This window comes from Croceicoccus sp. Ery15, assembly GCF_020985305.1.
Taxonomy (GTDB): domain Bacteria; phylum Pseudomonadota; class Alphaproteobacteria; order Sphingomonadales; family Sphingomonadaceae; genus Croceicoccus.
Genome location: NZ_CP087588.1, coordinates 3,117,100 through 3,138,425, shown reverse-complemented (window position 1 = coordinate 3,138,425; position 21,326 = coordinate 3,117,100). Strand labels below are relative to the sequence as shown.

Here is a 21,326-nt window from a genome sequence, read left to right as displayed (position 1 = left end):
ACTTGTAGGCTAGCGTCCACAATGAGGCATTAGCTGCCCTTCCGACATGACCCCCAATCAATCGCCGCCAACTCGCTCCACCTGCGCGCCGACCAGTTGCAGCTTCTCCTCCAGCCGCTCATACCCACGGTCGAGGTGATAGAGGCGGTGCACCGTCGTCTCGCCCTCGGCAGCGAGGCCCGCAATCACCAGCGACATCGATGCGCGCAGATCGGTCGCCATCACTTCGGCGCCGGTCAGCTTTTTCACGCCATGGACCACCGCCGTGCGGCCATTCGTCTCGATATGCGCGCCCATGCGGTTCAGTTCGGGCACGTGCATGTACCGGTTTTCGAAAATCGTTTCGTTCAGCACGCTCGCGCCATCGGCAAGGCATAGCAGCGCCATCAGCTGCGCCTGCATGTCTGTGGCGAAACCGGGGAATGGCGCGGTGGAGATATTGATCGCCTTCAGCGGACCGTTGGGCGAAATCTGGATGCCGTCCTTGCGCTCTTCCACCACCACGCCCGCTGCGCGCAGCGCCTGTGTGGTCGAACGCATATCATGGGCGTCCGCACCTTTCAGAAACACCTCGCCGCCGGTGATCGCGGCGGCGCAGGCATAGCTGCCTGCCTCGATCCGGTCGGCCATCACGCGATAGGTTGCGCCGTGCAGTCTCTCGACGCCATGGATCGTCAGTTCCGATTCGCCGATGCCTTCAATATCCGCACCCATCGCGACCAGCAGCTTGCACAGATCGACGATCTCGGGCTCACGCGCGGCGTTTTCCAGCCGCGTGGTGCCCTTGGCCAGAACCGCAGCCATCAGCGCATTCTCGGTCGCGCCGACGGATACGACGGGGAAGGTGAAATCGCCGCCCGGCAATCCGCCATCGGGCGCGCGGGCGCGGACATAGCCTGCGGCCAACTCGATCTCCGCCCCCATGGCTTCCAGCGCCTTCAGATGCAGGTCGATGGGCCGGTTGCCGATCGCGCAGCCGCCGGGCAGGGACACGGTCGCCTCACCCGCGCGGGCCAGCAGCGGGCCGAGCACAAGGATCGAGGCGCGCATCTTGCGCACGATGTCATAGGGCGCGACCGTGCTGGTCAGACGGGTCGCCTGCAGCGTCATCACCCGCCCGAAATCTTCGGGGCGCGAACCGGCGATGGCGGTCGATACGCCAAATCCGTTCAGCAAATGCTGGAACTGGTCGATATCGGCCAGTCGCGGCAGATTGCGCAATGTCACCGGCTCTTCGGTCAGCAATGCGCAGGGCAGCAGGGTGAGAGCGGCGTTCTTCGCGCCCGAAATCGGCAATGTGCCCGAAAGGCGCTTGCCACCTTGAATAACGATCTTGTCCATCGACCCGCTTTAGCCCGAAATAGACTGACCGCAAGCCGTATGGGAGCACCGGTCCACCAGACACGGACTTGCAACCTTTGTGCGGCAATGCCTAGAAAACACAAAGAGTTCGCTTTTTGCAGCACAAAGGAATGATCTCACTCATGGTCGCAACTGCTCCGAAGTCTGGCCGCAAGCCGATCCGCAAGGCCGTATTTCCCGTCGCAGGACTGGGCACGCGCTTCCTGCCCGCGACTAAGGCGATCCCGAAAGAACTGTTGCCCATCGTCGACCGTCCGCTGATCCAGTACGCTGTCGACGAAGCGCGCGAGGCGGGAATCGAGCAGATGATCTTCGTCACGGGCCGCGGCAAGACCGCTCTGGTCGAGAATTTCGACATCGCTTACGAGCTTGAGGCGACGATGGAAGAGCGCGGCAAGGATCTGTCCGTGCTGAACCCCACGCGGTTCACCCCGGGCGATCTGATCGCCGTGCGGCAACAGGTGCCGATGGGTCTGGGCCACGCGATCTGGTGTGCGCGCGCCATCGTGGGCGACGAACCCTTTGCCATCCTGCTGCCGGACGAGCTGATGTGGGGCAAGCCCGGCTGCATGAAGCAGATGGTCGAGGCCTATAACGAAGTCGGCGGCAATCTGGTGTCGGTGCTGGAAGTGCCGATGTCGCAGGTCTCGTCCTATGGCGTGATCGATCCGGGCGAGGAATCGGGCAATCTGACCGAGGTGAAGGGACTGGTCGAAAAACCCCCTGTGGACGAGGCGCCTTCGAACAAGATCGTGTCGGGCCGCTATATCCTGCAGCCCGAAGTGATGCGCACGCTGGAAACGCAGGACAAGGGCGCGGGCGGTGAAATCCAGCTGACCGATGCCATGGCCAAGATGATCGGCAGCCAGCCGTTCCACGCGGTCACTTTCGAAGGCAAGCGCTACGATTGCGGGTCCAAGACCGGCTTTGTCGAAGCGACGCTGGCGCTGGCGTTGGAGCGTGACGACATGGGCGCCGAAGTGCGCGCCATTGCCGAACGCCTGCTGGCGAACTGACGGCAGCGCAGTCCGTACTGTTTCCTTTCGGGACCTAGGGGCAACCCCCTAGGTCCGGATTCGCATCCCCTTTGCACCCCATGCCGACAGCATGGGCGCGTATCGCAAGTCCGCGATGCGCGACAAAGGGTTTGCAAGCCATGGCTCTGCCAGATCATCGACCAGCCGGAACACCGCCCCCGTGCGAAGGCGGGGGTGCGCCATTAGCCGGCGTCTGGTCGATAACGGCGATTTGGGCGGCCTTGGCGGCATGCGCTCTAGGCGTTTTCACGCAGTCTTCCGCAGCGCTCGCGCTCTTCCCGCTGGGCGGCATGGCCGAAGCGGGGCTGCTTTGCGCAACGCTGGCCGTCACTATCCTGCCGCTGGCCGTTCTGGCGGGCATCAGCCGCCGCGACCGCGCCGCACTGGCCGCCCGCTGCACCGAAGGCGAGCGTATGCTCGACACGATTGACGAGGTGATCTTCCGCATCGACGACAGCGGGCGCTGGGTATCGCTGAACGCCGCGTGGGAACGGATTACGGGCATCAACCGCGCCGACGCGCTCGGTCGTCCCGTCGACGAATTCCTCGCCGCACTGGGCAATAGCACCGAGCGGGACAAGTTCGCCCGGCTGATCAGGGGCGAACGCGGGCTCGTCACCTCGCTTCACACGATTCGGCGTCCCGATGGCGACACCCGCCATATCGAAGTCCGCATGCGCGGCGCATTCGATGGCGAGGGTCGTCCGGTGGGGCTGGTCGGCCATATCAGCGATGTGACGCAAACGACCCGCTACCGCCACGCGCTCGAGGATGCCGAGCGGCGCTTTACCACGCTGGCCAATGCGTCGCCCGTGGGCATCTGGCGCACGAATGCGCGCGGCGACACCCTGTTTGTGAACCGCGCGTTCAAGGCGATGACCGGCCTTGCCGACGGACAATGGGAAGGTTCGCACTGGATCACCGCGATCCATCCGGACGACTTCGACCGCGTGGTCACAAGCTGGAAGGATATCGTCGCGCAAAAGGCCGCGTTCGAGGGAGAATGGCGCTGGCGCAGGTCCGATGGATCGGTCGTATGGGTTGCCACCACCGGCGCGCCGCAAATCGACGCCGACGGGCGCGTCACCGGCTATGTCGGCATGAATATCGACATTACCCGCCAGCGCGGCGCGGAATCCGAACTGGCGAAAAAGGAAAGCCAGATGCGCGCCGTGTTCGACCGGATCGGCATCGGCGACGAAGGCAATGCTGAAGAGACCGACTGGGACCTGCTGGCTCGCCACCTTCGCCTGATGGCAGGGCCGCAGCACCTTCGCCCGTCCAGCCGCAAGATGCGCGCGGCCTGACGGGCGAAGCCTTGCAACCCGACATGCAAAAGGGCCCGGCAGAACGGATCTGCCGGGCCCTTTTGAAATCTGATCCGAAAGGCTTACTCGGGTCCGCCAGCACCGTTTTCAGATGCCGAAGCGAACGCTTCCATAAAAGTATCGGCATGCAGATAGGGGGTCGGATCGACTGCCTCACCCGCGATGCGCACTTCGTAATGAAGATGCGGGCCGGTCGAACGGCCGGTGCTGCCGACAAAGCCGATCAGATCGCCCTTTTTCACGTCCTGCCCGGCGCGGACATTCAGCTTCGACATATGGCCGTAACGCGTTTCCATATCGCCGCCATGTTCGATCTTGATAAAATTGCCATAGCCGCCGAACCATTGCGCCATATCGATGGTGCCGTCTGCGGTGGCATAGATCGGTGTGCCCGACGGCGCAGCCAGGTCGATACCCTTGTGACCGGCGCGGCGACCCGTGACGGGATGGGTGCGCATACCAAAATTACTGGACAGACGCGCATCGGCCAAAGGCATGCGCGAAGGGATGTTCACGGCCTGCCGACCGGCGACCGGTTCGGGCACTTGCTGTGCGACCTCCACCGATTTCCAGCGGGCGAACAGATTGCGGTAACGGGGATCGGCCTTTTCGGCACTGGTATCGGCGTGTTTTACATCACGCGATACAGAGTTCGAGGCTACTTCGGTGGCAGTGGCAGCGATCGTCGTGGTGTTGTTCCCCGGCTGGGCCAGCGCGGTGACCGGAGTCATCGCTGCCGAGAGCGCAGCCATGGTGCCCAGCGCGATGAAACGCGCGGTACCGGGAAGAAAGAAACGATTACTACCAAGCATACTGCCGAACCTCTGTTTCTCGGCATCGCGCCCATAATCCGTCCGGGCAGACGATGCCGGGTGATCCCTCCGGCACAGCTTCGGTCCTTGCGCGATCCGGTCCCCGTCGGGGCACGCATCCAGAGCACGCGCAGACAAGCTGCTTTGAAAAAATTGAGATCGTCGGAACCCCCCGCCGTCTCATGAGTTACTGGCTAGGGTGAAAAAGGTTAATCAGACAATACCTGCCCGAAACTCCCGCGATAAACCGGCTGACTCGCGCGCTGAGTCGTTGAACGGTGGCTTAAGGCTGCCCCGAAAATAGGTTTTGATGAGAAATTGCCATTTTTCGACAGTGGGTTCGCCGCTGTCACGGCACAGTTGGTCGAAATGACTGGCGCCGAATGCAACGTGGCGAATCTCGTCGTCAAGGATTCGCTGCAGGATTCGCGCACCGTTTTCATCCCCCTGCGCGCGCACGCGTTCCAGCGTCACCGGCGTGATATCGAGGCCGCGCGCTTCCAGCACCATCGGCACGATGGCCAGCCGCGCCGCGACGTCATGCGCCGTGTTGCGCGCCGATTCCCATAATCCGCCATGCGCGGGCAATGCGCCATAATGGCTGCCCAATGTCGCCAGCTTGCGGTCGAGCAAGGCGAAATGCATCGCCTCGTCCGCAGCGACGGACAGGAAATCGGAGACGAACTGACTGCCCATCTGCCCGCCGAAGCGGCCCACCATATCCAGCGCCAAATCGATGGCGACGAATTCGATATGCGCCAGCGAATGCCACAGCGCAATGCGCGCGCGGTCCGATCCGCCGCGCCCGCGCTTGGGCATTTTATTGGGCGGCAATAGTTCAGGATGGGCGGGTCGCGCGGGTTCATCCGGCATGGTCACGTCGAATCGGGGCGAAAGCCGCCCCAGCCGCCAGTCGCGCGCCACGGCGCGCGCCGCCATCGCCTTGGCGCGGGGGTCGGCAGTCAACAGCGCATCGCGCACCGCCTGCCCGATGCTGCGCATCATGCGATGCCTTTCGCGGCCTCCAGCACCGTGTCGGCGTGGTTCTTCACCTTCACCTTGCGCCAGACCTGCGCGATGGTGCCGTCCGGTTTGACCAAGAACGTGCTCCGCTCCATCCCCATATAGGTGCGGCCATACATGTTCTTTTCGACCCAGATGCCCAGCGCCTCGGCCAAACCGTCCTGCCCGCTATCGGCTGCCGTATCGCTGGCGAGCGGCACGGTCAGTTCCTGCTTCTCGATAAATTTCAGATGGCTTTTGGGCGGGTCCTTACTCACGCCCAGCAGAGCGATGCCCGCTTTGTCGAATTCAGGCTTCAGCGCGGTAAAATCCTTCGCCTCGGTCGTGCAGCCGGGGGTGTTGTCCTTGGGATAAAAGAACACAACGGCGGGCTTGCCGGCGAAATCGGCAATCGACACGCTTTTGCCATCGGGCGTTTCCAGTGCGATCGCGGGAAAGGCGTCGCCGGCATCGGGGCGGGTGGCAGTCATCGTCAAAGCTCCAGTGTTTCGCCAAAGATCTGTGCCCATGCCCCTGCCACCGCATGGCGCGCCTTGTCGAGGGCGGCGAGCAGCAGGTCCCAATCGCCCTCCGCTCCGTCAAGCGCGTTGGCGACCAGCACATCGCGCGCGGCATCGGGCAATTCCCTTGCATCGGGCGCGACCAGCCGCAGCGATACCAGCAGCCGCGTCAGCAGATCATGCGCATCGACCAGCGTGCCCGGCACCAGCCCCGCCTGTGCCAAGGCGTGCACTGCCCCGCGCAGATCGGGTGTCAGAAAGGCGCCATCGGGACCACCACCTTCGCGCAGTTGCAGATAATGCGCCAGAAATTCCAGATCGACCAACCCGCCGCGCAACAGTTTGACATCCAGCGGGCCCGCAGGCGGCTTGTGCCGCGCCATTTCGCCCCGCATCTCCAGCACGGCGCCGCGCAAGGCGTCCCCGTCGCGCGGATCGGCGACCAGATCACGCACAAATGCGTCCAGAACGGCGGCGGCCTGCGGCGGACCGTGCAACACGCGCGCGCGCATCAGCGCCATATGCTCCCACGTCCATGCCTGTTCGCGCTGATAGCGGGCAAAGCTATCGATGCTGACCGCCAGCAATCCTTGCGATCCCGACGGGCGCAGCCGCGTATCCACTTCGTAAAGCGCACCCTCGGCCGTGGGGACCGACAGCGCCGCGCTGACGCGCTGGGCCAGCCGGTTGAAATATTGCGTTGCGCCCAGCGGGCGTCGCCCGTCCGATTCCGCCGCATGATCGCCGGTAAACAGATAGACAAGGTCAAGGTCGCTGGCATGGGTCAGCACGCCGCCCCCCAGCCGCCCGAAACCCAGCACGACCAGTTGGCTGCCCTCTATCCGTCCGTGATCATTTGCAAATTCATCCGCCGCACCCCTGGCCAGCACATCGATGGCCGCCTCTGCCGTGCGCGACAGGCCCGCCGCAATGGCCAGCGGGTCATGCGCATGGTCCAGAAGCTGCACGCCCATGGCAAAGCGCCGCTCGCTCACTTCACGGCGCACGCGGTCCAGCAAAGTCTCGTAATCCGGTGCATCGGCGGCATATTCGCGCTCCAGCTCCTCCACCGATGGCGGCAGGGCGAATGCCGTGCGGTCGATCAGGGTGTCGAGCAGATCGCCCCGCCGCGCCAGCGCATCGGCCAGAGCGGGCGACAGCGCCAGAACCCGCGCCAGAGTATCGAGCAGGCCGGGCCGCGCCGCCAGCAGCTTGAACAGGTTGAACGCCGAGGGCAGCCGCGCGAGCATCTGTTCCCAGCGCGTGATCGCGCGTTCGGGCATGGGCGCGCCCGCCAGAGCGGTCAGCAGCGCGGGCTCGATCTCGGCAAAGGCGGCCAGCGCATTGTCGGATCGCAGGCATTTGACGCGCCCGTCCTTCCACCCCGCGATCCGTTCGGCAAGGGCAGCGGGATTTTCAAACCCCAGCTCTGCCAGATTGGCGGGAGCGGACGCGGCAGGCTCCGCCTTGCCGCCATGCGCCTCGAGCAGCCGGTCGAACCGTTCGCCCACGCGGGCGGTAACATGGTCCAGCTCTGCCACCAGCGCCGCGCCATCGGCCAGCCCGTCGAGCCGTGCGACATTGTCGAGTTCCCCGGCGGTGGCGGGCAGCGAATGGGTTTGCCGGTCGCGCACCATCTGCAACCGGTGTTCGATCACGCGCAGCCGGTCGTAACTTTCGCCCAGTTCCTGCGCATCCGCCGCGCCGATGATGCCCGCCGCCGCCAGCGCGTCCAGCGCCTGCCGCGTGCCGCGCACCCGCAATTCGGGAATGCGCCCGCCATGGATCAGCTGATGCGTTTGGGCATAGAATTCGACCTCGCGGATGCCGCCGCGCCCGCGTTTCAGATCATAGCCGGGGCCGGGGCGCGGCGTGCCGTCGTAACTTTCGCGGATACGGCGGACGAGGCGCGAAATTTCGTCGATGGCACCGAAATCGAGCGATTTACGCCAGACGAACGGCTTGATCGCATTCAGAAACCTTTCCCCCGCCGCGACATCGCCCGATGCGCTGCGCGCGCGGATGAACGCCGCTCTCTCCCACGCAAGGGCAGAGCTTTCGTAATGCGTCATCGCGGCATCATAGCTGATGGCCAGCGGGCTGACTTCCGATGCGGGCCGCAGCCTCAGATCGACGCGCAGCACATAGCCCTCTGCCGTGGCCGCCCCCATCGTCTGGACCAGCCGCCGCGCAGCCATTTGCGCGGCTTCGGCGGGTTCGTCGCGTTCGCGGCGCGGGATCGTCTGCGGGTCGAAAAGCAGGATCGGGTCGATGTCGGAGGAGTAGTTCAATTCCCCCGCACCCTGTTTACCAAGCGCCAGCGCGACCATGCCGACGGGCGCGTCGCCCCAAACGTCACGATCGGGCACGCGATGGCCGACCGCCTCGCGGATCGCGGTGTCGAGCGAGCGGTCGGCAAAGGCGCTCAATTCCGCCATCACGCGCGGCAGCGGGAATGCGCCTGCCAGATCGCCTACGCCCAGCACCAGCGCCAGACCGCGCCTCTGCCGCCGCAGCCGTACGCCCACATCCGCATCATCGCGCGCCAGCGCCGCCGCCAGCGCGGCCTCCCCCTCCCCCTTTGCCAGCAGTGCCGCGAGGTCGGTTTCGCGGTCGAGCAGGTCCGACAGAAACGGGGCATGGGCACGCGCGCGGTGCAGCGCATCGTCCCAGCGGGCGGATGTTGTTTCCTCTACCATCGTTCCGGTGTGGCGCGGCGCGGCGCGGCAGGCAAGCCGCGGCTTAACCGCCGATCAGCGTGATCCGGTCCGTCGCGGGCAAGGCGCGCCCGCCTTCGCCGTCGATCCATGCTTCGAACGAATCCAGATCGACCGGGCCGATTGTCTTGTTCTCCGGCTCGGCGAACACCGTGAACCGGTCGCCGCCGCCTGCCAGAAAGCTGTTCACCGTGACGCGGTAACGGGCATCGGACACAATCGGCGTGCCGTCCAGACGCATGTCCGAAACGCGCTGGCCCACCGGTTTGGTGCGGTCCAGCCGATAGGTAAAACCGTCGGACACCGACAGCACTTCAGGCGCGTCGGGCACGGTGAATTGCTGTTCCAGCGCGGCGGCAATCTGCGCGCCGGTCAGATCCATCGTCATCAGCACATTGCCGAATGGCTGCACGGCATAGATTTGCGCGAATGTCACCGTGCCATCCGCCGTTTCGGGCACCAGATCGGTGCGCACCCCGCCCTCGTTCATAAAGGCGATCTGCGCGCCATTGGCGCGGGTGGCGGCCAGCTGGGCATCCGCGATCATATTGCCCAGCGCATTTTCCCAGCCATCCTCGCGCGCGGGGCCCGAAATGCGTCCGACCGGGCGTTCCGCCGCCGCGCGCGAAGCCTGTTCATATTGCGCGACATAGGCGGCGATTTCGGGATCGGGCGCGAAACGGCGGAAATTCGGGTCTTCGGACTGCACGATGACCATTTCGGCGGCCTTGACCCGCACGTCATGCTTTGCGGGATCGATGGTCACCACCAGATCGGCAACCATGCCCGATCCATATCCGGTGCTGGTCACCAGAAAATCGCGGGTCGGATCGAATTGGCTGTATTCGCAGATGAAATAGCGGTGCGTATGACCCGAAATCACAAGGTCCACCCGCGGATCGAGCCGTTTCAGGATATCGTTCAGCGGCCCGATGGCCCCGCCGCAATCGTCGCCCGAATCGTAATAGCCATCCGCCTCGAACCCCTGATGGATGGCGACGATGATCGCGTCCGCCCCTTCGTCCAGCAGCTTTGGCACCAGCGCATTGATCGCGTCGGCTTCGTCCCCGAAATTCAGCCCCTCGATCCCCGTGGGCGATACCAGCGCGGGCACGCCCCGCAGCGGCAGGCCGATCACGGCGACCGCGACCTCGCGCTCTCCGCTGCCGAAATGCCTGATGCCATAGGCTGGCAATAGCAGCGATCCGTCGGGACGGGTCACATTGGCGGCCAGAAACGGGAAGTCTGCCCCCTCGAACGGGTTTTCGACCTGACAGGGTTCGCGCAAACCGAATTGCTCGCACCCGCCGTTCTGCATGCGCAGCAATTCCTGCCACCCGCGATCAAGCTCGTGATTACCGACCGCATTGAACTCCAGACCGATGCGGTTCATCACCCCGATAGATGGCTCGTCCAGAAACAGCGAGGAGACCAGCGGGCTGGCGCTGATCAGATCGCCTGCGGAAATGACCAGCGAATCGCTGTTCTGCGCGCGCAATTGCCGCACCGCCGTCGCTAATACTGCCGCACCGCCGACAGGCGCATCGATCGCCCTGCCGTCGGGCGTCAGCGGTCCGGCATCGCTTTTTCGCTTATGCGGCAGCAAATTGCCGTGAAAATCATTGATTCCGATGATCCGCACGGTCAGCGGCGCAAGATCGGAAGAAGGGGCGGCGGGACCGGCAGGAACGCTGGCACAGGCGGTAAGGACCAGCGCGGCCAGCGAAGCGATAAGGGGGCGAATCATGCCCCCTTGTGTAACGGCACCGCAGCGCAGTGCCAGACGCGATCAGCCAAAGCCGAAAATTCGGCGCAGCCAGCCCGTTTGCGATTCGGCGGTGCAGACCGGCGCGGCGGAAGCAGGCGGTGTGACGGACGTGGATGCCGATACTGGTTCGGCCACTGGTCCGGGCACGGGCACGGGCACGGGCGCCATGACCGGCTGCTCCTCTGCCGCGAAAACGCCCGCCAGCACATCAGCCACCGGCACTTGCCGACCATTGACGGGGCTATAGGACGGCTTGGCGACACTATAGACCAGCGCCTTGCCCTGCTCGCTCCATATGCCATCGAAGAACAGGGCCTGCTCCTTGCGGCGACGGCCCAGCAGCGAAGCGGGTTTCGCCCAGTTCAGCATGGCGGGACGGGCAGCCGTGCGGTCGCCCGCCATGGCCAGCCGCATCCATTCGGCCCGCGCGATTCCGCCGGTGTTCCAGTGGAACGACAGCGCCGCGGCCAGCTCGTGCTCTGCGGGCTGGTGCGCGCCGAATGCGGCCAGCACATCGGGCAGATACTGGCGACGCAGTGCCCAGACGAACACGGCCATGCAATGCGACAGGCTTTGCGGATTATCCTTGTACCGCTCCACCTTGTGACCGGACGCATCGGTCAGGCCGACACTCCACGTCCATACACCTACCGAATCGCGATAGGCTTCGCAGACGATCCCTTCATGCGCGATCAGTTCGGCGATGATGCGGGGGGTCAGGTCGGGCGCAGCGGGGTTATAGGGCTTGGCGGGATAGCTGGGCATGGGAAGGGCGGCTCCTTGTTGGAAGCCGCCCTGCTGCATGGCGAAACGCCCGTAGGAAAATAAAAGATGCGTTTCCGCTGCGCTGAAAAAATCAGGCGGTGACAGGGGTCGCCAGCGCGGCCTTCAGCTCTTCGACCAAATCGGTCTGTTCCCACGGGAACATGCCGTCAGCTGCCTTGCGCCCGAAATGGCCATAGGCGGCAGAAGTGCGATAGATCGGCCGGTTCAACTGCAGACGGGTGCGAATACCGCGCGGGGTCAATCCGCCCAGCGATTCGATGTTGCGGATCGCATCTTCCAGCGCCGCATCGGCAACGCCGTCCGCCGCCGTGCCATGGGTATCGACATAGATCGACAGCGGGTGCGCCACACCAATGGCATAGGACAGCTGGATCGTGCAGCGCGTGGCCAGACCGGCGGCGACGATGTTCTTCGCCAGATAGCGCGCGATATAGGCCGCCGAACGGTCCACCTTGGTCGGGTCCTTGCCCGAAAACGCACCGCCGCCATGCGGGGCCGCGCCGCCATAGGTGTCGACGATAATCTTGCGGCCGGTCAGGCCCGCATCGCCGTCGGGTCCGCCAATCTCGAACGCGCCGGTGGGATTGATGTGATAGACTGTCTCTTCCGACAGCAGATTGTGCGGCAGGATATCGGCCACCACCTGCTTTACATAGGCTTTCAGCTCCGCCTCTTTCTCGCCCGTGTGATAGCCGGGTTTGTGCTGGGTGGAGACGACGATGGCGGTGCAGGCGGCGGGCTTGCCATCCTCGAACCGCAGGGTCACCTGGCTCTTGGCGTCAGGTTCCAGAAAAGGGGCCGCGCCCGATTTGCGGTCGTCGGCAAGGCGCTGCAGGATCTTGTGACTGTAATCCAGCGTGGCGGGCATCAGATCGGGCGTCTCGTCACAGGCAAAGCCGAACATGATGCCCTGATCGCCCGCGCCCTCATCCTTGTTGGTCGATTCGTCGGCGTCCACCCCCTGCGCGATTTCGGCGGACTGGCCGTGCAGGTGGTTTTCGAACGTCAGCGTTTCCCAGTGGAAGCCGGTCTGTTCATAGCCAATTTCCTTGACCGTGCGGCGCACTGCGCTTTCGATTTCATCGCGCGCGCCGGGGGCCCAGTAGTTGTTGAACTTCCACTCCTCGCGCGAAAGATCGTACATCGGCTTGCAGCGGATTTCGCCCGACAGCACGACCAGTTGGGTCGTCGTCATCGTTTCGCAGGCGACGCGCGCCTCGGGGTCCTTGGCCAGCATCAGATCGACGATGGCGTCCGAAATCTGGTCCGAAACCTTGTCAGGATGGCCTTCGGACACGCTTTCCGAGGTGAAGAGGAAGTTCTGACGCATGGATTGTCCCGCTATCTGAAAGGCCGTAAACGACCCGATGCACGTATAAAGAGTTCTTTATATCTGCATTAAACCCCGCGCAGCCGCAAGGCAACAAGCGCGATCCCGAATAGTAGGACACCCCATCCCAGAGAGAGGGCGAGTCCCCATCGGGCAAAGGGCGTCGGCGCCAGCGCGGGGGGCACCTTGCCCTCTATCGCCGCGGCAGTATGGCGCGGGACATGGGCGCGGACCACGCCGCCCGCATCGATTACCGCGCTGATTCCTGTGGTGGTGGACCGCAGGACGGGAATCCCTTCCTCGATCGCACGCAGACGTGCCTGCGCCAGATGTTGCGGCGGCCCCCATGCGCCGAACCAGCCGTCGTTGGACGGGTTCATGATGTAATCGGGGCGGTGGTCGGGATCAACGACCTCTCCCGAAAACACGATTTCATAACAGATCTGGATGCCCGCCTTGCCCCAACGGCCCAGATCGAGCGTGCGGGGGCCCGGACCGGCACGGAAATCCAGCGTGCCGGGCACCAGCCGCGTCAGCCCGACCGGCTCCAGCAAGGGGCGCAACGGCAGATATTCGCCGAACGGCACCAAATGCGCCTTGGCATAGCCGCCAGCGATCTCTCCGTCCGGTCCGATGGCGGTCACGACGTTTTCCGCACCCGTCGCCCGGTTGCCGCCGGGCGGGATCACCAGATCGATCGTGCCTGTCAGCAGCAATGCCCCCGGCCCCAGCAGGGTCGAAATGCGCGCACGGGCGATGGCGGGATCGGCGGCAAAGGTCGCCTGCCGGTAATAGCGTTCGGGGTATCCTTCGCGCAGATAGTCGGGAACGCCCGATTCGGGCCAGATCACCAGTCGCGTGCGATTATCGTCGGGCTCGACGCCCGAAAGCTGGATGGTTTTGACGAAATGGCGTTCGTACCATTGCGGCTCGTTCAATACTTCCTGCCGGATGTCGGGCTGCACCAGCCGGAACGGCAAAGTGCCCGCGCGCTGGCCAACGACGGGCCAGGGGCCCAGCATCATCGCGATTGGCAATAGGGCCAAAGCACCTGCGACCAGCGGCTGACGATATTGCCGAACCGCCAGCCACCAGCACCCGGCAAGCAGCACGACCAGCCCCGACAGCGCATAGGTGCCAAGAAATTGCGCCGTTACCGCCAGTCCCGGCCGGTCGAACCCGCCCAGCGCGATCGCGGCCAGCGGGTTCCATGCAAAACCGGTGAATATTGTGGCGCGAAGGAATTCGCCGCCGATCCACAGCGCCGCAAAGGCGAACAGGAAAGCGGCGGGGGAAAGCCGGTCGCGGCCATGCACAGCCGTCGCCCATGCCGCCAGCAGGATCAGGCCGGTGAAAATCGCCAGAAAGCCCGACAGCAGCACCACGCCGACCCAGCCGAGCCAGACGGGCATCGCCGCCTGATAGGTAAAGGCCGTCGCAATCCAGTTCAGGCCAAGCGTGAAATGGCCCAGGCCGAACAGCCATCCGGTGCGGAACGCCTTGGCCGCATTCGGCGCGGTGAAGCCCAGCGCCATCAATCCGGCAAGCGCCGCCAGCGCCAGTGGCCACCAACCCAGCGGCACGAAGCCCGTTGCCGCGAAAAGCCCGCATGCCAGGGCTGCGGCTGGCCGGAACCAGCGCGCATCGGCAAGCGGCTTGATGCGCGCAGGCAGGGACACGGCTTTCGCCATCTGCATCGCCGTGCCCGCCCGCGTCAGTGTCAGCCGTTCACGGCCTGCTGCATGTCGCTATCGTCGCCGCCGGCCGCTTCGGATTCGGCCACTTTGGGCTTGCGCGGACGGCGCGTGCGCTTGGGCTTTTCGGCCGGCGCATCGTCGCTGCCCGTATCGCCGATCGCAGGCGGCAGAGCCTGAGGATCGAGACCACCCGAATTCTTCACCGAATCCTCGGTCTCGTCATTATCGGCGGCCTGTTCGTCATCGCGCTGGCGGCGCGAACGGCGCTGGCGATTGTCGCGCACGAAGGGATTGTCGTCCGACGATTCGCGGCGCGAACGCGGCTCGCGGTCGCTGTCATTGCCGCGATTGTCGTACTCGTCCTCGTTCGTATCGTCGTCCGAATCGCGATCGCCGCGCGCATCTTCGCGCTTCTGGCGCTGCTCGTCCTGACGGGCCTTGCCGTCGGCGATGACGCGGAAATAATGGTCGGCGAACTGCAAGTAATATTCGGCCTGGACACGATCGCCGTTGCGCGACGCTTCCTCGGCAAGCTTTTTATACTTGTCGAGCAGCTGCGGCGCATTGCCACGTGCCCGGCTGTCGATCCGGTTTAGATGCTGTCCGCCACCCTGCGACCGGTTGTTATTACGGCCACGGCGGCGGTTATTGCCACGATTGCTGTTCAATTGAGTTCTTTCCTCTGTCCGGCGCGCTGCGGAATTTGCCGCTCGCGTCGCTAACTCAGCCGGAAAACCCGACACCAAATGCGTCGAGTAAGCCCCCTCTTTCAGCGGCATAACGCCATTCAAAGCGTCAGACCGCCCTCTCTGTCATGCCGAAACCGCATAAAAGCGGCCGCGGGCTCACAGATAAAGAGGAGTGAAAAGCGATGAGAAAATCGACCTCCGATCGCTCGTCACAGGCAGGACTATCGACAAATCAGGCCAGTGCCAAGTGTTTTTACCCGCTATGCCCCGAAACGTGTCAGATCGCGGACCACATCGCGACGGCGCGTGGTCGATGGGCCAGATCCTTGTGCGCGCGGGCGCGCAATCCCGCCGTTTGCGCAAGTTCGATGACCGCTTCGGCCTGTCGCGACCCTATCTCGAAGAGCGCTACGCCGCCCTTTGCCAGTAGCGTCGGCATCGCGGGGACCAGCAAGCGATAATCGTCCAGCCCGTCATCGCCCGCGAACAGCGCCTGATGCGGATCGCTGGCGGCGACGTCGGCGGCAAGGTCGGGATCGGCGGTCGCGATATAGGGCGGGTTCGCAAGGATCAGGTCGAACCGGCCCAATGCGTCCGCCCATCCTGTCTGCGTCCAGTCCCCTTCCATGATTTCGGCGCGGTTCTGCATTTGCAAAGCCGCCATATTGACGCGCGCGACTTCTATCGCGGCAAGGCTGCGCTCTATCCCAATGCCGCGGGCTTCGGGCCAGACCGACAAGGCCGCCAGCAGCAGTGCACCCGACCCCGTTCCGCAGTCGAGCACGCGTTGCGGCGCGGTGTTTGCCCGCGCTTCCTGCGCCAGCTCGATCAGCAATTCGGTGTCGGAGCGCGGGACCAGCACATCGGGCGTCACCCGTAGCGGCAGGCCATAGAACTCGGTCCCGCCGGTCACATGGGCCAGCGGTTCGCCGCCCGCACGGCGCGTGACCAGCGCGTCGAACGAATCCGGCGCGGCATCGGCCATATGGCGCAGCAGCAGATCGGACCGCGAACAGCCCAGCGCATGCGCCATCAGCCATTCGGCCTCCAGCCGCGCGGCATCGGTCACGGGGGCAAGCCGCGCCGCACCGTCGCGCAACGCAGCGGCGACATCAGCCATGCGCATCATGCATGCGCCTTATCCATTCTGGGCAGCGAGGCGCTTGGCCTGATCCTCGGCGATCAGCGCATCGACCAGTTCGCCAAGGCCGGGGCCTTCGAGCACTTCGGGCAGCTTGTGCAAGGTGAGCCCGATGCGATGATCGGTCACGCGCCCTTGCGGGAAATTATAGGTGCGGATGCGTTCGGAACGGTCGCCGCTGCCGACCATGGCCTTGCGCGCCTCGGCCTCCTCGCCATGGGCTTCGTCGCGCATTTTCTCGTACAAACGCGCGCGCAGCACCTGCATCGCCTTGGCGCGGTTCTTGTGCTGGCTGCGTTCGTCCTGCTGGGTGACAACGATGCCGCTGGGCAGATGGGTGATGCGAACGGCCGAATCGGTGGTGTTGACGTGCTGCCCGCCCGCGCCGCTGGCCCTGTAGATATCGATCTTCAGGTCGCCGGGGTCGATCTGCACATCGACCTCGTCCGGTTCGGGCAGGACGGCGACGGTGGCGGCGCTGGTGTGGATGCGCCCGCCGCTTTCGGTGACGGGCACGCGCTGCACGCGGTGGACGCCGCTTTCGAATTTCAGCTTGGCGAAAACGCCTTGGCCCGAGACATTGGCGACCACTTCCTTGAACCCGCCGATGTCGGACGCATTGGCGCTGATCGTCTCGACCTTCCAGCCCTGTTCCGATGCATAGCGTTCATACATGCGGAACAGGTCGGCAGCGAACAGCGCCGCTTCGTCGCCGCCGGTGCCCGCGCGGATTTCCAGCATGGCGGGGCGGCTGTCGGCGGAATCGCGCGGCAGCAGGGCAACCGCCAGCTTCGCCTCGGCATCGGGCAATTCGCGCTCGATCCGATCGATATCGTCGGCGGCCATCGCCTTCATCTCGGGGTCCGACAGCATCTCGCGCAGTTCGGCCAGTTCGGCCCGCATCGCGGCAACGCCCGCCGCCTCGCGCGCGACGGGTTCCAGCTCCGCGTAATCGCGGCTGGCGGCGACGAATTCGTCACCCTCCAGCGTGCCCGACGCCAGCCGCGCCTCGAGCTCGGCAAAGCGCTGCGCGATCTGGGACAGGCGGGTGTCGGAAACGTTCATGCGTCGATCAGTTCGCCAGAGCCTGTTCGATCCGCGCGATCACGCCATCCTCGGCGCGGATGCGGCGCGCGACTTCACCATCGCGAACGGCGAAGGCAACAATGGCGTCGGCCCCGATCTTCACCGCCTTGTCGAACCGCTTGCGGGGTGATCCGCTTGCCATCATCTCGGCAGAGATACCTGCGCGGCGCAAGTGGCCAATGGCGGCGATTGCATCGCCGATGGCGGCATCGTCCTCTGCCACCACAATGGCATCCGCAACGGCATCCGCGTCCCGATCACCCACCAGCATCGCCAGCCGCTCTATCCCCGCAGCCCAGCCAACCGCAGGCGTAGGCGGTCCGCCCAGCGCTTCCATCAGCCCGTCATAGCGCCCACCGCCCAGCACGGTGCCTTGTGCGCCCAGCCGGTCGGTCACGAATTCAAACGCGGTGTGGCGGTAATAGTCCAAACCGCGCACCAGCGAGGGCACGCGTGTCCACGCCACGCCCGCCGCGTCCAGCCCGCCGGTCACCGCACCGAAGAATTCCTGCGCCTCGCCCGACAGATATTCGTCGATCAGCGGCGCGTCGGCGACGAAAGCCTTATCGCGCGGGTCCTTGGAATCGAGGATGCGCAGCGGATTGCGCTGCAGGCGGTCCTGCGAATCCTCGGACAATTCCGCCCGATGCGCCTCGAAATAGTCGATCAGCGCGGCGCGCCATGCGTCGCGGCTGTCGGCATCGCCCAGTGTGTTCAGCTGCAACGTCACCCCGTCCGCGATGCCCAGCTCCTTCAGCAAATGGTCGGCAAAGGCGAGCAGTTCGACATCGGCCTGCGGTTCGGCCGCGCCGATGATCTCGGCATCGATCTGGTGGAACTGGCGATAGCGCCCCTTTTGCGGGCGTTCATAGCGGAACAGCGGGCCGTGGGTCGCCAACTTCACCGGCGCATATTGCTTCCACCCGTTGGTCAGATAGGCGCGCGCGATGCCTGCCGTGAATTCGGGCCGCAGGGTCAGCGATTCGCCGCCGCGATCCTCGAACGAATACATTTCCTTGGACACGACATCGGTCGTTTCGCCCAGAGAGCGCGAGAAGACGGGCGTTTTTTCGAACACCGGCATCTCGACGCGGCGAAAGCGATAGAGCCTGCGCAAACGCTCGAACGTCTCGACGACAAAGGCGAAGCTCTCGGCTTCCTCGAAAATATCCTGCGTGCCGCGAATGGCCTGTGGGGTCTTGTTGCCAGAGGGTGGGGTTTCTGTGCTCATAGGCCAGCGCCCTTAGCGCCAAGCATCGGCGGTGAAAAGCCGACGTATCACGCGACGAAGGTTGCATTTGATACGATGAACCGCCAATCCATCCGGCCATGATCACCATCACGCTTCGCGCGCGGGCCGCTCTGCTCGCATCCGCTCTCGTCCTTCCGCTCTCAATCACGCCCGCCCATGCGCAGGCCGTCCGCTCTGCGCCCACCGCCTTGCCCGTCGCGGCCAGCGTGCCCGATGCGGTCGATACGCCCTATGGCGGGACGATCCAGATCGACATCGACGCGACCGATCTGGCGCATCGCGTGTTCCGCACGAAACAGGTGATCCCCGTCGCCGCGGGCACCAAGACGCTGACGCTGCTCTATCCCGAATGGCTGCCCGGCCATCACGGCCCCGACGGCACGATCGACGCGCTGAACGGCATCCGCTTCCTCGTCGATGGCAAGCCCGTCGCGTGGAGCCGCGATAATGTCGAAGTCTATGCCTTCCACGTCTTCCTGCCCGACGGCGCGAAGGAAGTCACCGCAGAGCTGGTCTATACCTCCCCCGTCACCGGCAGCGAGGGGCGCGTGGTGATGACCGACGATCTGATGAACCTGCAGTTCAACCAGATGACGCTGTATCCCGCGGGCCATTATGTCCGCCAGATCAGGGTGAAGCCCCGCGTGACCATGCCTGCGGGCTGGGCCACCGCCACCGCGCTCGACGGGCAGACGCAAAAGGGCGATGTCGTCAGCTTTGCCGAAACCGATTACCAGACGCTGGTCGACAGTCCAATCTTTGCGGGCAAGTATCACAAGAGCTGGGAAATCGCGGACAAGGTCACGATCGAGGCGTTCGCCCACGATCCCGACGATCTGGTCATGCCCGAGGGTGAGCTGGACGCGATGAAGGCGATGATGACCGAATCGGACCTGCTGTTCGGATCGCGCCCGTTCGACCATTATGAATTCCTGATCGCCCTGTCCGACGATCTGGGCGGCATCGGGCTGGAACATCATCGTTCCACCGAAATCACGCTGGACCCGGGCACATTCAAAAGCTGGGAAGGCGGCCAAAGCGCGGAAGGCGGAAAGTATCCCGACAAATACGGCTTTTCCGTCGATGTCATCCCGCACGAGCTGGTGCATAGCTGGAACGGCAAGTTCCGCCGCCCCGCGCTGACGTGGACGCCCGATTACCGGCAGCCGATGCGCAACGACCTGCTGTGGGTCTATGAAGGCATGACCCAATATTGGGATCTGCCGCTGGCCGCGCGTTCGGGGATCAATACCAAAGAGCTGACGCTGGGCGAGATTGCCGATGCGGCGGGCAGCTATGCCGAAGCCGATCCGGGCCGCGCATGGCGCGCGCTGGTCGACACCACCCATGATCCGATCACGGCCAACCGCAAGTCCAAACCCTTCTCCTCCTTCTCTCGCGGAGAGGAATATTACAACGAAGGCGCATTGGTCTGGCTGGAAGCGGATATGATGATCCGCACCGAGACCCAGGGCGCAAAATCGCTGGAGGATTTCGCCAAAATCTTTTTCGCCGCGCAAAACGGCGATTATGGCGAAAAGACATACAGCTTCGACGATCTGGTCGCCGATCTTAACAGCGTCTATGCCTATGACTGGGCCAAATTCCTGCGCGACCGCGTCTATACGCCGGGCGCTCCCGCTCCGGTAAAGGGCATCGAACTCGGTGGGTACGAACTGGTGTTCAAGGACGAACCCAACCCCTTCCGCGCGGGCATCCAGACCGAATACGACTATCTGAACCTGTATTTCTCGCTGGGCATGTCGGTGAATGGCGATGGCAAGGTGCGCGGCGTGTTGTGGGACGGGATCGCCTTCAAGAACGATATCGTCGCAGGCCAGACCATTCAGGCGGTCAATGGCAAGGCCTATTCCGCCGATGCGATGCAGGCCGCGATCACCAAGGCAAAGGACGGTTCGCCGATCGAACTGCTGGTCAATCGGGGTGGGGATTATCGCACCGTGTCGATCGACTATACCGGCGGACTGCGCTGGCCCTGGCTGGTAAAGAAGGGCGAGGGCGAAACCCTGCTTGACGAATTCCTCTCGCCCCGGCGCTAATTCGCAGCTGCGGCATTTCGGTGAGACGTTGGCCAAGCGGGGTTAATCCCCTTGGCCGCGACGCCTTACGACGCTAGAGCGCGCGGGCAATCCTGCAACGGCGGGTCCGGTATGGCGCATCGCAGCGTATCGGCCCCGACCAGACGTTCAGAACAGCGAAGGCAAGAAAACCCATGCGCATCGACATGATCCCCACCGGCGACAATCCGCCCAATAGCCTCAATGTCGTGATCGAGGTTCCGACCGGTGGCGAGCCTGTGAAGTACGAGTTCGACAAGGAATCGGGCGCACTGTTCGTGGACCGCATCCTGCATACGCCGATGCGCTATCCCGCCAATTACGGCTTTGTCCCGCACACATTGTCGCCCGATGGCGATCCGCTCGACGCGCTGGTCGTTGCGCGCAGCCCGTTCATTCCCGGCTGCGTCGTGCGCGCCCGCCCCATCGCCGTCCTGAATCTTGAAGATGAGCATGGCGGCGACGAAAAGCTGGTTTGCGTGCCGGTCGATTCGACCTTCCCCTATTACACCAAGGTGGAAGAGCTCGACGATCTGCCCGAGATCGTTTTGAAGCAGATCGAGCATTTCTTCACCCACTACAAGGACCTTGAGAGCGAGAAATGGGTGCGCATCGGCACCTGGGGCGGCGCAGAAGAAGCCCGCCGCGTGATCAAGGAAGCGATCGAACGCGCCAATGACGCGAAATCGGCCTGATCCTTCCGGACCGGAATTTATGAAA

The 21,326-nt window shown here is 64.2% G+C and carries 17 protein-coding genes; 4 read left to right on the top strand and 13 right to left on the bottom strand.

Annotation, left to right across the window (positions count from 1 at the left end):
* Nucleotides 1–57 precede the first annotated feature (57 nt).
* Nucleotides 58–1,341 (bottom strand): UDP-N-acetylglucosamine 1-carboxyvinyltransferase, encoded by a 1,284-nt coding sequence (gene murA / locus LOZ77_RS15405; protein ID WP_230279857.1) that lies wholly within the window; start codon nt 1,339–1,341, stop codon nt 58–60.
* A 143-nt stretch (nt 1,342–1,484) separates the two neighbouring features.
* On the opposite strand from murA, the gene LOZ77_RS15400 reads away from it, so the two are divergent.
* Both LOZ77_RS15400 and LOZ77_RS15395 read left to right on the top strand, forming a co-directional pair.
* Nucleotides 1,485–2,378 (top strand): UTP--glucose-1-phosphate uridylyltransferase, encoded by an 894-nt coding sequence (locus LOZ77_RS15400; protein WP_230279856.1) that lies wholly within the window; start codon nt 1,485–1,487, stop codon nt 2,376–2,378.
* A 311-nt stretch (nt 2,379–2,689) separates the two neighbouring features.
* On the top strand, nt 2,690–3,706 hold the full coding sequence (locus tag LOZ77_RS15395; protein WP_230279855.1) for a PAS domain-containing protein: 1,017 nt from the start codon (nt 2,690–2,692) through the stop codon (nt 3,704–3,706).
* A gap of 83 nt (nt 3,707–3,789) precedes the next feature.
* Here LOZ77_RS15395 and LOZ77_RS15390 read toward each other — a convergent pair whose 3' ends face one another.
* The 12 genes from LOZ77_RS15390 to hisS all read right to left on the bottom strand — a co-directional run bounded on the left by LOZ77_RS15390 (nt 3,790) and on the right by hisS (nt 18,507).
* A complete protein-coding gene (locus LOZ77_RS15390; protein WP_230279854.1) occupies nt 3,790–4,539 on the bottom strand; it encodes a M23 family metallopeptidase in 750 nt (249 codons plus the stop codon).
* A gap of 213 nt (nt 4,540–4,752) precedes the next feature.
* Complete coding sequence (locus tag LOZ77_RS15385; protein ID WP_230279853.1) at nt 4,753–5,544, bottom strand: ferritin-like domain-containing protein; 792 nt, start codon at nt 5,542–5,544, stop codon at nt 4,753–4,755.
* Entirely contained in the window at nt 5,541–6,032 is a 492-nt protein-coding gene (locus tag LOZ77_RS15380) for a peroxiredoxin (RefSeq protein ID WP_230279852.1), read from the bottom strand. The genes LOZ77_RS15385 and LOZ77_RS15380 overlap by 4 nt, the downstream gene beginning before the upstream one ends.
* Nucleotides 6,033–6,034: 2 nt before the next feature.
* Entirely contained in the window at nt 6,035–8,761 is a 2,727-nt protein-coding gene (gene glnE, locus LOZ77_RS15375; RefSeq protein WP_230279851.1) for a bifunctional [glutamate--ammonia ligase]-adenylyl-L-tyrosine phosphorylase/[glutamate--ammonia-ligase] adenylyltransferase, read from the bottom strand.
* Nucleotides 8,762–8,804: 43 nt separating this feature from the next.
* A complete protein-coding gene (locus LOZ77_RS15370) occupies nt 8,805–10,526 on the bottom strand; it encodes a bifunctional UDP-sugar hydrolase/5'-nucleotidase (protein WP_230279850.1) in 1,722 nt (573 codons plus the stop codon).
* A gap of 42 nt (nt 10,527–10,568) precedes the next feature.
* A complete protein-coding gene (locus tag LOZ77_RS15365) occupies nt 10,569–11,312 on the bottom strand; it encodes a lysozyme (RefSeq protein WP_230279849.1) in 744 nt (247 codons plus the stop codon).
* A 91-nt stretch (nt 11,313–11,403) separates the two neighbouring features.
* Nucleotides 11,404–12,663 (bottom strand): methionine adenosyltransferase, encoded by a 1,260-nt coding sequence (gene metK, locus LOZ77_RS15360; protein ID WP_230279848.1) that lies wholly within the window; start codon nt 12,661–12,663, stop codon nt 11,404–11,406.
* 68 nt (nt 12,664–12,731) lie between these two features.
* On the bottom strand, nt 12,732–14,354 hold the full coding sequence (gene lnt / locus LOZ77_RS15355) for an apolipoprotein N-acyltransferase (protein WP_230279847.1): 1,623 nt from the start codon (nt 14,352–14,354) through the stop codon (nt 12,732–12,734).
* Between the two features lie 29 nt (nt 14,355–14,383).
* Entirely contained in the window at nt 14,384–15,028 is a 645-nt protein-coding gene (locus tag LOZ77_RS15350; RefSeq protein ID WP_230279846.1) for a DUF4167 domain-containing protein, read from the bottom strand.
* Between the two features lie 298 nt (nt 15,029–15,326).
* Nucleotides 15,327–16,178 carry a peptide chain release factor N(5)-glutamine methyltransferase gene (gene prmC / locus LOZ77_RS15345; protein WP_370638023.1) on the bottom strand — a complete coding sequence of 284 codons (852 nt, stop codon included), beginning with the start codon at nt 16,176–16,178 and terminating at the stop codon, nt 15,327–15,329.
* Nucleotides 16,179–16,187: 9 nt separating this feature from the next.
* On the bottom strand, nt 16,188–17,255 hold the full coding sequence (gene prfA / locus LOZ77_RS15340) for a peptide chain release factor 1 (RefSeq protein WP_230279845.1): 1,068 nt from the start codon (nt 17,253–17,255) through the stop codon (nt 16,188–16,190).
* A 7-nt stretch (nt 17,256–17,262) separates the two neighbouring features.
* Entirely contained in the window at nt 17,263–18,507 is a 1,245-nt protein-coding gene (gene hisS, locus LOZ77_RS15335; protein ID WP_230279844.1) for a histidine--tRNA ligase, read from the bottom strand.
* Nucleotides 18,508–18,605: 98 nt separating this feature from the next.
* Here hisS and LOZ77_RS15330 point away from each other — a divergent pair, with 98 nt between their 5' ends.
* Together LOZ77_RS15330 and ppa are read left to right on the top strand one after the other, a co-directional pair.
* Nucleotides 18,606–20,588, top strand: coding sequence for a M61 family metallopeptidase (locus LOZ77_RS15330; RefSeq protein ID WP_230279843.1), 1,983 nt, complete (start codon nt 18,606–18,608; stop codon nt 20,586–20,588).
* A gap of 173 nt (nt 20,589–20,761) precedes the next feature.
* On the top strand, nt 20,762–21,301 hold the full coding sequence (gene ppa, locus LOZ77_RS15325) for an inorganic diphosphatase (protein WP_230279842.1): 540 nt from the start codon (nt 20,762–20,764) through the stop codon (nt 21,299–21,301).
* Nucleotides 21,302–21,326 lie beyond the last annotated feature (25 nt).

Coding starts and splice junctions, on each gene's coding strand:
- murA (WP_230279857.1), bottom strand. CDS start 1,341: ATGGACAAGATCGTTATTCAAGGTGGCAAGCGCCTTTCGGGCACATTG.
- LOZ77_RS15400 (WP_230279856.1), top strand. CDS start 1,485: ATGGTCGCAACTGCTCCGAAGTCTGGCCGCAAGCCGATCCGCAAGGCC.
- LOZ77_RS15395 (WP_230279855.1), top strand. CDS start 2,690: ATGGCCGAAGCGGGGCTGCTTTGCGCAACGCTGGCCGTCACTATCCTG.
- LOZ77_RS15390 (WP_230279854.1), bottom strand. CDS start 4,539: ATGCTTGGTAGTAATCGTTTCTTTCTTCCCGGTACCGCGCGTTTCATC.
- LOZ77_RS15385 (WP_230279853.1), bottom strand. CDS start 5,544: ATGATGCGCAGCATCGGGCAGGCGGTGCGCGATGCGCTGTTGACTGCC.
- LOZ77_RS15380 (WP_230279852.1), bottom strand. CDS start 6,032: ATGACTGCCACCCGCCCCGATGCCGGCGACGCCTTTCCCGCGATCGCA.
- glnE (WP_230279851.1), bottom strand. CDS start 8,761: ATGGTAGAGGAAACAACATCCGCCCGCTGGGACGATGCGCTGCACCGC.
- LOZ77_RS15370 (WP_230279850.1), bottom strand. CDS start 10,526: ATGATTCGCCCCCTTATCGCTTCGCTGGCCGCGCTGGTCCTTACCGCC.
- LOZ77_RS15365 (WP_230279849.1), bottom strand. CDS start 11,312: ATGCCCAGCTATCCCGCCAAGCCCTATAACCCCGCTGCGCCCGACCTG.
- metK (WP_230279848.1), bottom strand. CDS start 12,663: ATGCGTCAGAACTTCCTCTTCACCTCGGAAAGCGTGTCCGAAGGCCAT.
- lnt (WP_230279847.1), bottom strand. CDS start 14,354: ATGGCGAAAGCCGTGTCCCTGCCTGCGCGCATCAAGCCGCTTGCCGAT.
- prmC (WP_370638023.1), bottom strand. CDS start 16,178: ATGATGCGCATGGCTGATGTCGCCGCTGCGTTGCGCGACGGTGCGGCG.
- prfA (WP_230279845.1), bottom strand. CDS start 17,255: ATGAACGTTTCCGACACCCGCCTGTCCCAGATCGCGCAGCGCTTTGCC.
- hisS (WP_230279844.1), bottom strand. CDS start 18,507: ATGAGCACAGAAACCCCACCCTCTGGCAACAAGACCCCACAGGCCATT.
- LOZ77_RS15330 (WP_230279843.1), top strand. CDS start 18,606: ATGATCACCATCACGCTTCGCGCGCGGGCCGCTCTGCTCGCATCCGCT.
- ppa (WP_230279842.1), top strand. CDS start 20,762: ATGCGCATCGACATGATCCCCACCGGCGACAATCCGCCCAATAGCCTC.